Raw genomic sequence first — 14,823 nt, 5'->3', positions numbered from 1 at the left:
TATCATTGCAGGCAATTTTTGGTGTGGTACTATTGCAAGGAATAGTAGTTATATACAAATGGATTTAGTTTTTTCTATTAAAAACATATACTTATAAATAGAATTTATAAGCCGATAGATTCAAGCTATATAATTATAGTAATAATAAAGTTAATTATAGGGATCATTCTCTCATGAGAGGAAGTAGTGTTTCAAGTGCCATGCCTCGTGATCCTTTTATTAAAATATGTGTATGATCCTGCGGATTATCCATAATCCAATTGTGAAGGGAGAATTTATCAGGAAAGTAATATGCTTTTGGTAAGGCGGGTAAAGCATACTGCATGAGGCTTCCCGCAAGAATTACAATATCGAAGTTTCCTTCAGAAATTTGCTTTCCAATGGCAAGATGCTCTTCAGCGGCTGCTTCACCCAATTCAAACATGTCTCCCAGTATCAGCATTTTTCTTGATGCTTCCAGCCGGTCAAAGTTGGCAATTGCTGCTTCCATGGAAGAAGGGTTTGCATTGTAAGCATCCATGATCAACGTGTTGGTTCCTTTCCGGACAACCTGTGAACGGTTATTGTCTGGCAGGTATGATGCTATTGCTTCATGGGCATCTTCATCCGACACTCCCAAGTATTTACCTATTGCAAGAGCTGCGCAGATGTTATCAAAGTTATATTGGCCCGGAAGATGGGTTGTAACTTTTCTGTTATTATTTGCCTTGTATATAATGACCGGACTTTCCTGCAAAAGTTCAGGATTTACAGGACTGGATTCTGTGCAATAGAAAACGATTTCTCCGAAAGCACGTCTTTTACTCACCATTTCCATGAGTAACTCATTGTTCGTATTCACGAAAACAATTCCTTTCTTTTTGGAAAGATAATCGTATAGCTCACCTTTACCTTTAATAATTCCGGCTACGCCACCAAACCCTTCCAAATGCGCTTTTCCAATGTTGGTAATGAGTCCGTGAGTTGGCTGGGCAATACTGCACAATAAAGCAATTTCTTCCTGGTGATTAGCGCCCATTTCCACAATAGCAATTTCATGTTTGTCTTTGTTGACAGACAGTAAGGTAAGTGGAACACCGATATGGTTATTCAGATTTCCTTTTGTTGCATAGGTATTGAAGCGCATACCCAGCACTTTTGCAATCAACTCTTTTGTTGTCGTTTTTCCATTTGAGCCTGTCAGGCCGATTACAGGGAATGTAAAAGTTTTACGGTGATGTCTCGCAAGATCCTGAAGCGCAGTAAGTACATCCTCTACCAAAAGTAGTCTTGGGTTTGCATCTAAAGTGGTATCATCAATCACTGCATATCCCGCACCCGTCTTAATTGCCTCCAAAGCATATTGATTACCATCGAATTTATCGCCCTTCAAGGCAAAAAAAATGCAGCCGGGTTCTATCTGACGGGTATCTGTACATACCTTCGCGCCATTCAGGTAAATATCGTAAATTGTTTCAATAGGGGTATACATGGGAGAATTTCGGATTACGAAGTAAAGTTTTTTAATTGTCTGTATAATCATATACACAGTCTGCGTATAGATTGATATAACTTTGTTTATAAAGCTCAATCAAAATGGTTATTGTTCGTTTTAGTAAAGAAACTTACCATTTTGCACTGCAAAATTAACGGATTATTATTCAACGATGCTCAATAAATATACCTTCGTTCTATTCTTATTGTTCCTGATTTGCTTGCCTGATGTTGGTCTGGCGCAACAAGCCTGGTTCAAACGGGATACCATAACTGATGTTCGTGCCAACGGAAGATATCTGGTGAATCCCTGGGCCGGCGGTTTAAATGCCTCGCAGTTTCATAAGATGGATCTGAATGATGATGACGAAGAAGACCTTGTGGTTTTTGATCGTACGAATAATAGAGTAACTACTTTTCTGGCTTCTGTTCACCCACACGATCCTTCTCAAAAATCTTATATACATGCACCGGCATACGAAGCTGCTTTTCCGAGAATGGAAAACTGGATGATTCTGGCTGACTATGATGGCGATGGATTGAAGGATCTTTTTACCAGTACTTCTTTGGGGATAACGTTGTACCGGCAAGTAAAAACAGGGAATGTTTGGTCGTGGCAGTTGCAAAGAGAAGTGCTTAATACCAGAGGATATAGCTCAGTGATCAACCTGCAGGTTTCCGGACCGGATATACCGGGTGTCGTCGATATTGATGGTGACGGAGATTTGGATATTATCACCTTCGATTTTGCCGGTGAGTCTATAGAGCTGCACCAGAATATGAGTATGGAACGTTTCGGTGTTCCGGATAGTCTGGGCACAGCAGTTAATCCGGTTTATGCCAGAAATGGTGATTGCTGGGGTAATTTTCATAAAGGTACAGGTGAAGATTTTGTGTTTAATTATCCTTGCGGCGTATCGGACCCATCAGGAGGAAGCGTTTTACATGCCGGTAACTCCATCTTGTTAAGAGACCTGAACGGTGATGGGAAACCTGATCTGCTGATAGGGCATATCAGTAATGAGCATCTGTCATTTCTAACTAATTCATCCACGGGAGTGGCTGCGAATTTTGTAAGTTCTACAAATAGCTATCCGGCTAATGCGCCTGTTTCATTTCACATTTTCCCGACTGCCTTCATGGAAGATGTAGATTTTGACGGCATAGATGATCTGATTGTAGCACCGGGCGTATCATCCAATGACGGTAATATGGTCGATTTTAGAGCGTCAGGTTTGTTATATCATAATGCCGGACAGAATAATAACCCTGATTTCAGGCTGGTGAAGAACAACTTCCTTCAGGATGAAATGATAGACGTAGGTGAAAATGCTGCTCCTTCCTTTTTTGATATTGATGGTGACGGGGATCTGGATTTGATTATTGGCACTGGTGGGATGCCTGGTACCAACGGTTTTCGTGGTAGTCTATGGCTTCTGACAAATACCGGATCCGCTACCGCGCCTGTATACGAAGTTACCTCGGAGAATTACCTGGATCTGAGAACCGTACTTGGTCTATATAATATCAAACCGCAATGGGCCGATTTCAATGGTGACGGAGTAATTGATTTAGGCTTTTTTGGCACCTCATCAACCAGCCTTCGTCCTGAGTTTCGATACATTCCTAATAAAGGAACAAGAACGGGCCCTGCACAACTCAGTTTGTCCGACGTCATCTCAATCACGCTTCCCGGTGAAGCGCAAATCGGAGATTCACCATTTTTCTATGATACTGACGGTGATGGCGATTTGGATATGATTGTAGGAAAGCCATTAGGAAATATTTATCATTACACTAATACAGGTACCAATGGACAATATGCATGGAGACTTGAGACAGACGCACTTGCCGGGGTTGGGATAAACTATGACGGACGGTTTTCGCAAGCCGTGGTGGCTGATATTGATCTGGATGGTATGCCTGATTTGCTTACAGTGGATCATACAGGAAATGTAAGAGTATTTCACCACGCTCCGTGGGGGAGGTGGACCACAAGGGATAGTCAGCTGATGGAGCTAAATGGCAAACCGTCTCCTGTATTGCTGGGACGTTATCTTTATCTGGCAGTAGGAGATTACAATGGAGATGGAAAACCTGATATTGCCGTAGGAAATAATGGGGGAGGCTTATCCCTTTTTGAAAATATTCTTCCCATTGTTGTCACCGGTGTAGAGCCACCAAACCAGGGAACTGCAAAAGTGTATCCCAATCCGGTCAAAGGAAATGTTAAAGTTTTATCTTCCTATAAAGCTTCATTGCGCATATTGAATATTGCCGGTAGAGTGCTGAAGCAACATATAGCTGTTCTGCCCCATGTAGAACGTGAGGTTAATACAACAGGTTGGGCGCCTGGCTTGTACTTGTTTGAGATTGCAGGAGACAAGTTTAAAGAAGTGAAAAAGATTGTAGTGCATTAATAGCGTATAAGGATGGTTGCTAATTATTCATAAATACGATACGAACATCACCTGCTTAAATAAAAGAGGGGTACTCAGTAGATAATTGTGTTATGAAACTTACGGCATGTAATGATCTGACGGAAAAGTAAAACTGGATTAGAACCGGAAAATTATTCATTTAAGCAGTACGGTACAGGACGCAGTTAAGCTTTTAGAGTCAGAAATTACGTGTTCCTTTTAACGGAACGTGCTCTACGTCCCATAAACAACCACTAAACCTCATGCAAGCTTTATTAGGTGTTCTGTTTCATTTCGTAGGAGGATTCGCCTCTGGTAGCTTTTATATCCCTTACAAAAAAGTGCAAGGATGGGCTTGGGAATCTTACTGGATTGTAGGAGGACTGTTTTCATGGTTTATTGTTCCTCCCCTGGCTGCTTACCTTACCATTCCTGATTTTACGGATATCATAGCACATACGAATGGCGGAATATTAGCACTCACCTATTTCTTCGGGGTACTGTGGGGAATCGGAGGATTGACTTACGGCCTCGGTGTGAGGTATTTGGGCGTATCGCTTGGTAGTTCAATCATTCTGGGAATCTCCTCAGTTTTCGGCTCACTCATTCCTTCAATCTATTATCAATTCAATCCGCAGACGGGGAAAGACTCCATTTCAGATCTACTTACCAATACCTGGGGGCAGATGGTACTGCTGGGGCTGCTTGTGTGTGTGATCGGAATTATTGTTTGTGGTAAAGCAGGTGGAATGAAAGATAATGATCTGAAAAAAAGTGGATTTGTTGCTGATGATAAAACAGAATTTAAGATCGGATTAGGGCTCACTGTGGCAATCATTTCTGGTGTATTAAGTGCATGTTTCGCTTTTGGTATTGATGCAGGAAAAATAATGGCCGAAGAAGCTAATGCACTTTGGAAAATAGAAAATCCCGGACAAGGTGAATTTTTGTTTCAAAATAATGTGACATATGTAGTGATATTGCTTGGAGGACTTACTACCAATTTTATCTGGTGTATGCTCTTGAATGCCCGTAATAAAACCTTTGGCGATTATACCAATACCAAAACGCCTTTGCTGAGCAACTATATTTTTTCGGCTATTGCCGGTACAACCTGGTTCCTTCAGTTTTTCTTTTATGGAATGGGTGAAAGTAAATTGGGTAATGGACCAAGCTCGTGGATTCTTCACATGGCGTTTATCATTCTGGTAGCCAATTCGTGGGGGCTTATCCTGAAAGAGTGGAAAGGAATTTCGAAACAGACATTGAGAACGATTTTGTCTGGTATTCTTATCATTATTTTATCGGTACTGATTGTAGGTTACGGAAACTACCTTCGCGAATAGCATTTGCTCATTTATATACAAGCCTGTTTGAACTGATGGTAAAGAAAGTAAATTTCCAATCCATGTTCAGGCAGGCTTTGTTTTTGAAGTGTATGGCTGATCATGACCGAGGGTATAAGTAAATGCAGGTATGCTTTTATTCAAAAGACCTGTATACGATCATTCTGATGAAGTCTGTAAAAAGATCTTTCTTAAACCTGTAACTTGAAAAATGAAGATGACCATTTCAAACAAAAAAGTTTTCCTTTGGGGATGTCTGGCCTGTTGCACGATAAGTATATCAACGGTATTTGCACAAAAAAAAGCAAAGCACGTGTCCTTCACCAAGACTGAGTTGACTAAAACATTTATAGCAGAAGGTGCAGCTATGGGTGATGTAAACAAGGATGGTAAAAAGGATATTCTTTCAGGGGCTTACTGGTTTGAAGCGCCCAATTGGAAAGCTCATGAATTAGCCAAGCCCCAAGCTTTTAACTACGATGGCAGCTACAGTGATTCGTTTCTGGATTTTGCTATGGACGTAAATCAGGATGGCTGGATTGATCTGATTCGTATAGACTGGCCTGGAAAGGCTGCGGTATGGCACGAAAATCCGAAGAATAAGCCAGGACACTGGGCGACGCATGTGATTCATCCGTCGGTTGGAAATGAATCACCTATGCTGGTGGATATAGATGGAGATGGTCGTCCTGATCTTCTTTGCAATGACCCTACACAAAAGAAGGTGATATGGCTAAAGTCTCCTGATAAAAAAGGCGATACTACCTGGACTGAGTATGTCATCAGCAGTGATCCGGCACGTGCTACTCACATGTATACGCATGGATTGGGATATGGTGACATTAATGGAGATGGTCGTAAAGATGTTTTGGTAAAAGATGGCTGGTGGGAAGGACCTGTGGCAGGTCCCGTGAAGAACGGAAAAAACAAAGATTGGAAATTTCATCCGGCAGATTTGGGTAAAGATTGTTCACAAATGTATGTGATGGATCTGAACGGTGACGGGCTCAATGACGTGATCAGTGCATCAGCACATGATTATGGTATGTGGTGGCATGAGCAGGGCAAGGATGCAAATGGAAATCCAACCTGGACACATCACGATATAGATACCTCGTTTTCTCAGTCACACGGACTTGCACTGGTAGACGTGAACGGAGACGGGCATCCGGATCTGGTAACAGGAAAACGCTATTGGGCACATCATGGAAAGGATCCGGGAGAAAGAGAACCGGCTGTTTTGTATTGGTTTGAATATAAACCCGGAAAAACACCCTCCTGGATCAAGCATGAAATTGATAATGATTCCGGCGTCGGTCTTCATGTAACCGTGGAAGACCTTAACAAAGATGGATTGCAAGATATAGTGACGGGAAATAAGAAAGGCGTCAGAATATTTACGCAACAAATAAATAACTAAAAGTACATCTCAAATTATATGCAGTTCGGAATTAACACTTATCTGTTTTCTTCGCCATTCACCAATGATAGCGTTTCGTTTTTTCCGCTTTTTAAATCATGGGGCTTCGACTTCGTTGAGATTGCAGTAGAAGATCCTGCCAATATAGATCCGGTATTTGTAAGAGCTGAGCTTAACAAACACGGTCTGACATGCAGGTCGGTTTGTGCTGCTACAGGTCCAGGCAGAGACTTAAGAGGAAACAGAAAAGAGCAGGTTACTTCTATTGAATATGTACGCGCTCTCATTGATATAGCACCAATTTTAGGAAGTGACCTTGTAGCCGGACCCATATACTCTTCTGTAGGAAGAGCAGAAATGGTGGCTGCGGATGATCGAAGAAAGCAATGGAATCTGGTGGTAGAGAACCTCAAAGATCTTTGCAGATATGCGTCCGCAAACAATGTAAAATTAGCAATTGAGCCGCTGAACAGATATGAAACTGATTTTATTAATACTTGTGAACAGGCATTAAAGATGGTTGAAGATGTAGGTAGTGGTGCGCTGTATATACATTTGGATGCATTTCACATGAACCTGGAGGAAAAAGACCCTGCGCTGGCAATTACGTTGGCCGGAAACAAGCTGGCTTTACTACATGCATCAGGAAGTGACAGAGGAACTCCGGGTGGAGATCAGATTAATTGGGACAGAATTTTTGCTGCATTAGATAAGATTAATTACAAGGGTGATATCGTAATTGAATCATTTACACCAGAAGTAAAAGTGATTGCGAAAGCTGCATCAATCTGGCGAGAGATTGAGCCTTCAAAGGAGGGTATAGCTAAGGAAGGACTGGCGTTTCTGAAGTCCTTAAATATGTAATGAATAAGAAATCAGAATACTGTTAAAACAAAAGAGTTTCCAGATTACACCGGAAACTCTTTTGTATATAGCCTACGCATGATCAGGCGGTAACGTCTTCTTCCAGATATGATTCTGTCAGTTTGAGTACAACAGAAGTTCTATTCCGGGTTTTGGCAGCCAAATCAGCATCTTTGGAAAGAGACTTTCCGAAAGAGGGGATTAGTGTCCGGAATTTCGCTTGCCACTCAGGGGATGTTGCTTCCTTTGGAAAGCATTTGTGTATCAGATCAACCATAATGGATACAGATGTAGATGCGCCAGGGGATGCTCCTAAAAGTGCCGCCAACGAACCATCTGCTGCAGTAACCATTTCAGTGCCGAATTCAAGTACTCCACCAGCATCTTTGTCTTTTTTAATCACCTGTACCCGCTGGCCGGCTGTTTCCAGCACCCAGTCTTCCAGCTTAGCTCCCGGCACGTAATCGTCAAGTGCAGCGAGTCTGTCTTGTGGAGACTGTCTAACCTGATCGATCAGATACTTGGTCAATGGGATATTATGAATACCCGCAGCAAGCATCGGTTTTATATTATTTAATTTGATCGAAAGTGGTAAGTCCAGATAAGATCCATTTTTAAGGAATTTCGTTGAAAAACCAGCATATGGTCCAAATAACAGAGCTTTTTTTCCATCAATCATTCGAGTATCAAGGTGAGGAACAGACATGGGAGGTGATCCTACGGCTGCCTTACCATATACTTTTGCCTGATGTTTTTCAATAATATCGGGATTCGTACACACCAGCCACTGCCCACTTACCGGGAAACCACCAAAACCTTTTCCTTCAGGAATGCCGGACTTTTCGAGCAGAGGTAATGAACCGCCACCTGCTCCAATGAATACGAATTTGGAACGAACATAGCTGACATTTTTTGTCTCTCTGTCTTTTACGGACAAAGTCCAGTTGCCTTTGCTTTTTTGGAAATCATCTACTTCGTGGTTCAAATGTAATGTTACTCCCTCCTGGCTTTCCAGGTATTTGAACATCGCACGGGTCAATGATCCGAAGTTCACATCGGTACCCAACTCCATTTTGGTTGCAGCTACTTTCTGTGAAGCGTCTCTGCCATTCATCACCAATGGAATCCAGTTTTTCAGCTCGTTGTTATTTTCAGAATATTCCATTCCTTCAAATAAGTGATGAGCAGTAAGCGACTCGTAACGATTTTTCAGATATTGAACATTCGTCTCACCCCAAACAAAACTCATATGTGGGATATGGCGGATAAATTCATCAGGAGATTCGATAACGCCATCTTCAACAAGATAAGACCAGAATTCTTTTGACACTTCAAACGACTCTGCGATCTTAATTGCTTTAGAAATGTCAATAGAGCCATCTTGCCTTTCCGGAGTATAATTCAATTCGCAGAAAGCAGAATGACCGGTTCCCGCATTATTCCAGGCGTCAGAACTCTCGGCAGTTACCCTGTCAAGACGTTCAAAAATAGCAATAGAAAAAGCTGGATTCAGTTTTTTTAATAAAACTCCCAGCGTAGCACTCATAATCCCCGCACCTATCAGAACAATATCCGGGGTAGTAATTATAGAAGAATTTTTTATGCGCATTAGGAATGAAAGTTTATTTAAGGTAATCGATCAACCCGGAAAAATCCAAATGTACACCCATAACAACAGTACAGGCACTAAATGTTTCCAAAATAGTATAATTTAATAGATAAAGTAAAGTAGTGTAATGAAAGTTCTTTTTAATGATCAATAAAAACATTATTTGTTTCTATTTAAATCGCTGTGGTGACGAGATGTTTAGAATCAATAAAAAAAGAGAGGTCATTGATTTGATCAATAACCTCTCTTGTATCTATAAAAAGTATAATTACTTAGCTATCCTGAAACTTTCACCATTAAGCCTGAGAATGTAGTTCCCATGTTGATACCGCGACATATTCAGTTCCTGATATCCTGCCGTATTCCGTCCCTGGAAAATTTTAATACCCGCTTCATTGAAAACCTCCATACTATGAATAAGTTGTGCAGATTCAATTGTTAAAATATTTTCTACCGGATTCGGAAACAGCTTTACAAGACTTTTTCCATGCAATTGCAAGCTGATGATGTTGCTGTAGGAGCTTTTTCCATCCATATCAATTTGCTTGATACGGTAATAGAAGGTTCCAGGTACAAGTAGTTTATCTGTGAATGAGTACGTATTTGTTGAGGATGAATTTCCAACGGCTGCGATAGAAGCCACTTTTTCAAACTGTGATTTATCCATTCTTTCTAACTCAAATACATCACTGTTAACCTCATTGGTCGTTGCCCATTGTAATGCTGCGGTCAGATTATCGCCGGCGATACCTTTGAAATATTTCCATGTTACAGGTAAAGAAGTGTTCGCTACGACCATGGTTGGTGAGAATACTGTATTTTGAAAAGCATCTGTCGTTTTAAGTTTATAGATGCCAGCTGTAGCAGTCATTTGCTGATTAGTCGATTGGACCTCATTGCAATTATTTGCGTTTCCCAACCAATGATAGGAATTCCATCCATTAGCGGCCGCTAAAGTTGAGCCACTTACAGATACTTCTGCAGGAGGAATGGCAGCGTAGGGGGTCGCATTAGAAAAGAAATTATTATTGAGATGGTTGACCCAGAATTTGGCAAGGGAATCTAATCCTGCTCCAGAGAAATGAACCTGATCATGTCGATAATTGCCATCCCAATAATTGTCAGTAGCAGGTCCTTCGAATACATGAGGTACCTTATATTGTGGTTGATATCCATCCGAAGTGATTCCTATCACATCGTTTTGAGCTGCTATTACATCAGCAGATGTGTAACTTACATCGCTTACATCGCCGTCCTTTTTGAAAGAATAGCGCGAAGCCCGCGATACTACAAAAGGTAAATCAGGTTTGTTAGTCAAATTCCGGCAGGCTTCTATTACCTCCCGAAGATCATTTCTATAAGTTTCACGACTTGTTTCAGTTTTAGTATCACTTTCTCCCTGATGCCATAAAATAGCACGAATTCCGAGTGGTGCGATATAATTATTAAGTGCTATACGCATGTTGCCAAAAGGAAGACCTTTCGGGTAGGTATAGCCAAACCACGCAATGGTTTCTCCGGTTGGTGAGATCGTCTGCTTCCAGTTTGCAAGGCTGCTTCCGGACCATCCTGAATTGAAAATCATGACCGGAACGTTCAGTTGTTTCACCAATCTGTCTCCGAAATAACCCCAACACCAGGCGTAATTACCAAAGGGAGCAGTGGTTGTATTTTGATCAAGGTGTGTATAAACAGGACATTCAACCTGAATATCACTGTATGGTGCTATATTCGTTCTGAAGTGTACGCTGCTCACTGCATCTTCGGTTGCGCCGGGACCGCTGGGATTATTATCTCCACCTGTGGCATTGGACTGGCCCGACACAAGGAAGACCTCACCGACACCCACATGGTCTACCTGGCTGACAACCGAAGTCTGGCCCGCCCTTACGCCCCGCACTTCCAGACGATACCAGCCACCGGGGACAATAATACTTCCTCTGAAATTGCTGCAGGTGGTATTCTGAATCACTTGCCAATTTCCATCCGAGGGAGTAGATTGACCCATTGCAGGTCTGTTAGGGTGTGATTGTATTGGAATAAAACGAGCCTCAACCCTATCCTGGCATGTTTCAAAATATCCGGCAATAGTGACTGTAGCTACGTTGGATTGATTACGCTGGAGAACAATTCTGTCAGATGGGTAAGTGATATGCAGTTGAGCAAGCGATACAGTAATAGACAGGGCATAGCAAAGCCATACCAGGGTAGGTAGCAATTTCTTCATGAGGAGGATATTACGTTAATAATTAATTTTTGTGATATCTTGCTCATTTCAGGGCAGACGTCACAGCGGCAAATTTAGAAGAAAAAAACGGAAGTGAATTAATTATATAATACTAGTTACAAAGTTTTGTTGGTAGTGAGAATCTTTTATAATACTACTTAATAAAGTGCCTTAGAGAGCTTGATGTAGAGAAAAACCAAGTTTATTAAAAAAATATGTAACCAATCCATCCCTTTATACGTATCAAACGTATAAAGGGATGGTAAGCTGAATACTTAGTTGGCGATGATACAATTTTGTTAAAGCACTCGTTTTGTTTTAAATTTGGATCTCAGGAACTGTGCAAAGCTCCTGTAGTATACTTTGAGTTACAAGTATTCATTATTAAAAAGTTAAGATTCTTAAATTGTATAACATTTCATAATCAGGTCTATGAAGAAAATAACTTTTACTCATTTAGTGTTGATGCTGATTGTAGGGTTAACCTCTCAACTAAGTTATGGTCAGATCCCCCCGTGGAGTGGCGTTTATGGTAATGAGTGGATAGATTACTCCAAAAGCCATATAAGAATCGGTATCAGGAACAAAGGCTTGCACAAGATACCTTTGAGCATACTCCCGGCAGAATTTAAAACTAGGGCCGCTGGTAACTATCAAATTTTTCACAGAGGTGTAGAAATAAATATAATTGTCAACGATAACGAAATTATATTTTATGGAGAACTTAATGATGGAAAATCAGATGAGTTGTTATTTCGGCCAAATGCAGAGGCAAGAGTAAATCCATATGTAAGCTTTTTTTCTGATGAAGGGTCTTACATACTTACATATGGAGCTAATCCTAAAAGAATGACTCCGGCAGTAGATGGTACAAACCTGAGCGGAACTGCTGAGCCTTATCATTTCCAAAAAGTTATCAGAACCTATAACGATCAGTTTAACTATAGCACTATTGCGACTGTAAATAACCCCCAGCCTCTTAACAATAGTTTCTATGAAAAGCGTAATACGTATGTGAGTCCTACTATAGTTGGTACAGGGAAAAGGGAGGAAACTTTGACTTTGTCTAATTGGGCAAATACGGCGGGAGTTCTACCAACGTTGGAAATTATGATGCATAGCATCAACTACGGAAATCATAATATTCAATTTTCAGTAGGCAAAACTAACAGCGACGCGGATCATGCAAATGTGCTGCAAACCTTATCTTTTAATGGAATTGATGCAGCGAAAACGTCTGTTTTTGAAATTCCAGCAGCCAGTTTAAATGCAACAGGGGGTGTATTGAGGACTAAATCAACTGTAGTAAATGATTTTAACGCTCAGACTTATTATATTTTGACTTATCCTCAGTTGAGTCGCTTACCTGATTTAGTTGGAGGGCAGTCTACCACGCCGTTATATTTGAATTTCAAAGCACTTTCAGATGCAAATCCTTCACCATTGCATGTTGGAGTCACGAATGCGAACTCGGAAGTGGTTATTTATGATATATCCGATCCACATAATGCGAAAGTAGTAAATGGTGTTTTTGACTCAGGGGTATACCATGCAATGGTTCCCAGAAAACAAAATGCAGAATTGAATTTGATCGCTGCAGCAAACCCGGCTATTAATAGTGTTACAGCGGACATGATATCCGGAATAGAATTACAACCAACTTATGCATATCCTTTGTTGGAGAATGGTTCTACAGGTGTAAGTCCCTCGAAGTACGATTATCTGATTGTAACCGCCTCCTCTTTATTAGAAGAAGCAAATAAATATGCTCTTTACCGGAGTTCTGAAAAAGGTGGAGGATATAAAGTGGCCGTATTTGAGATAAAGAGTTTGTATGGCCAATTTAACTATGGTGAGCCTAGTCCTGTAGCAATTAAGAGGTTCGTGGATTACATGGTTTCAGAAGGCATAAGACCAAAGCACAATTTACTTCTGATAGGTAATTCTGTGACCACACCAGATGTACCATCTGTTCCCCGTTTAAGAAAAGAGATGCCTGGAGAAGTTCCAAGCATAGGAGATCCGGGATCTGATTTTTTACTAGTTGCGGGTGTTCATGGCTTAGGCGAGGACGTTCCTGCTATTCCGGTCGGAAGGATATCTGCACTTTCCGGGCCAGCAGCAGGAATATCAGCTGACCCAAAATCTGTCGCGAATTATTTAGACAAAGTTAAAAAGTATGAAAGCCCTACCGGGGATTTGAGTTGGAGAAAGAAGCTGATCCATCTTGATGGAGGGAAAACGGGTGAGACTTTTACCAGAGATTATTTAGACCCATTAATACCAATTGCTAGAAGCAGAGACAATAGCAAGCCTATTGAGACCTTGGGTACAACGGGTTTGACTTCTGTTGTTAGACCTGCTAATATCACAGACCAGGTAAATAGTGGTACCGGTATGATTACATACTATGGACATGGACTAGTGAATCTGACTCAATTAAATATCGGCTTGATTTCCAGACCAAATAATACCTCTTCAAATTATTTTACAAGTACTGGAGGGGAATATAGCGCAAGTGCTTCAAATGACAAATTCCCATTCATTTACTTTAATGGCTGTGGTGTGGGTAATGCTTTCAGTAGTAGAAACCCAAATACCGTAGTGTTAGCATCTGACTGGTTACAAGCTGAAAATAGGGGTGCGATTGCGATCATTGCAAGTAGTTACAATAGTTATCCAACTCCTACGGGTTCTTATTTGAAGCTTCTCTATGCTGAGTTATTTGGTACTGAAAGTCTAGACAGAAAGACCATAGGGCATATGATGAATGATATAGCAAAGAACATCATCTCCGGTAATTTTGATAGAAGAGTAATGGCAACAGCTGATGCTTACGATAAAAATAACCTTCACATAGCTAATCTATTTGGTGATCCTGCATTACGCGTATTAACTACCAATCAGGTAGCCTTACCTGTTGAGTTTTCTTATATCAATGCGGTTGCCGACGGAGTTGATAATGTTAAAGTAGATTGGAAGACTGCATGGGAAAAGGATAATAGTAGATTCGTAATACAACACAGTACCAATGCGGTCGACTTTACTGATATTGGAGTAGTTGATGGAAAAGGAACAATTTCAACTTCAAGCTCCTATTCATTTTTGCATATTAAACCAAATATTGGTCATAATTATTACCGTATTGGACAAATTGATAAAGGTGCAAGTGACGATGATAGAACTTATTCTCGGGTTGTTTCTATAAAATGGAATTCTTCTGAGATAATTAAAATATCTCCCAATCCAACTACGGACTTTATCAATATACTTACAGAAGAATCACATAAGGTAAAAACCTGGAAACTGTATAATGTACAGGGACGTAAACTCATGGAAGGCAAGACCAAAAAGATATCTTTGGAGAATTTATCCACAGGTGAATACTTTGTAGAAGTTGAAATGAGCAATCATGAAACTTATACTAGAAAGATTGTAAAATTCTAATCGCAGATTGTTTAGTA

At 40.7% G+C, this 14,823-nt stretch carries 8 protein-coding genes; 5 read left to right on the top strand and 3 right to left on the bottom strand.

The features are described 5' to 3' along the window. Nucleotides 1–163 precede the first annotated feature (163 nt). Nucleotides 164–1,471, bottom strand: coding sequence for a UDP-N-acetylmuramoyl-tripeptide--D-alanyl-D-alanine ligase (locus tag AC1XUE_RS19480; RefSeq protein WP_483358016.1), 1,308 nt, complete (start codon nucleotides 1,469–1,471; stop codon nucleotides 164–166). Nucleotides 1,472–1,646: 175 nt separating this feature from the next. Between AC1XUE_RS19480 and AC1XUE_RS19475 the strand changes: the two genes are divergently transcribed. From AC1XUE_RS19475 to AC1XUE_RS19460, 4 genes are all read left to right on the top strand, one after another. Further along, the gene (locus AC1XUE_RS19475) at nucleotides 1,647–3,893 is read left to right on the top strand and encodes a T9SS type A sorting domain-containing protein (protein WP_483357653.1); all 2,247 of its coding nucleotides are present in this window, start codon (nucleotides 1,647–1,649) and stop codon (nucleotides 3,891–3,893) included. Nucleotides 3,894–4,156: 263 nt separating this feature from the next. After that, nucleotides 4,157–5,239 (top strand): L-rhamnose/proton symporter RhaT, encoded by a 1,083-nt coding sequence (gene rhaT, locus AC1XUE_RS19470; RefSeq protein ID WP_483357652.1) that lies wholly within the window; start codon nucleotides 4,157–4,159, stop codon nucleotides 5,237–5,239. A gap of 211 nt (nucleotides 5,240–5,450) precedes the next feature. Then, entirely contained in the window at nucleotides 5,451–6,659 is a 1,209-nt protein-coding gene (locus tag AC1XUE_RS19465; RefSeq protein ID WP_483357651.1) for an FG-GAP repeat domain-containing protein, read from the top strand. A gap of 18 nt (nucleotides 6,660–6,677) precedes the next feature. Further along, nucleotides 6,678–7,523 carry a sugar phosphate isomerase/epimerase family protein gene (locus AC1XUE_RS19460; protein WP_483357650.1) on the top strand — a complete coding sequence of 282 codons (846 nt, stop codon included), beginning with the start codon at nucleotides 6,678–6,680 and terminating at the stop codon, nucleotides 7,521–7,523. Between the two features lie 82 nt (nucleotides 7,524–7,605). Here AC1XUE_RS19460 and AC1XUE_RS19455 read toward each other — a convergent pair whose 3' ends face one another. Next, nucleotides 7,606–9,159, bottom strand: a complete 1,554-nt coding sequence (locus AC1XUE_RS19455; protein WP_483358015.1) for a malate:quinone oxidoreductase — start codon at nucleotides 9,157–9,159, stop codon at nucleotides 7,606–7,608. Nucleotides 9,160–9,400: 241 nt separating this feature from the next. Continuing rightward, the gene (locus tag AC1XUE_RS19450) at nucleotides 9,401–11,359 is read right to left on the bottom strand and encodes a sialate O-acetylesterase (protein WP_483357649.1); all 1,959 of its coding nucleotides are present in this window, start codon (nucleotides 11,357–11,359) and stop codon (nucleotides 9,401–9,403) included. Nucleotides 11,360–11,791: 432 nt separating this feature from the next. Here AC1XUE_RS19450 and porU2 point away from each other — a divergent pair, with 432 nt between their 5' ends. Further along, nucleotides 11,792–14,806, top strand: coding sequence for a putative type IX secretion system sortase PorU2 (gene porU2 / locus AC1XUE_RS19445; protein WP_483357648.1), 3,015 nt, complete (start codon nucleotides 11,792–11,794; stop codon nucleotides 14,804–14,806). Nucleotides 14,807–14,823: the final 17 nt, after the last annotated feature.

This window comes from Dyadobacter sp. HNCC25DJ187 (assembly GCF_056895255.1).
The sequence above is the reverse complement of the archived record's forward strand: the minus strand, read 5'-3'. Positions and strand labels throughout refer to the sequence as shown.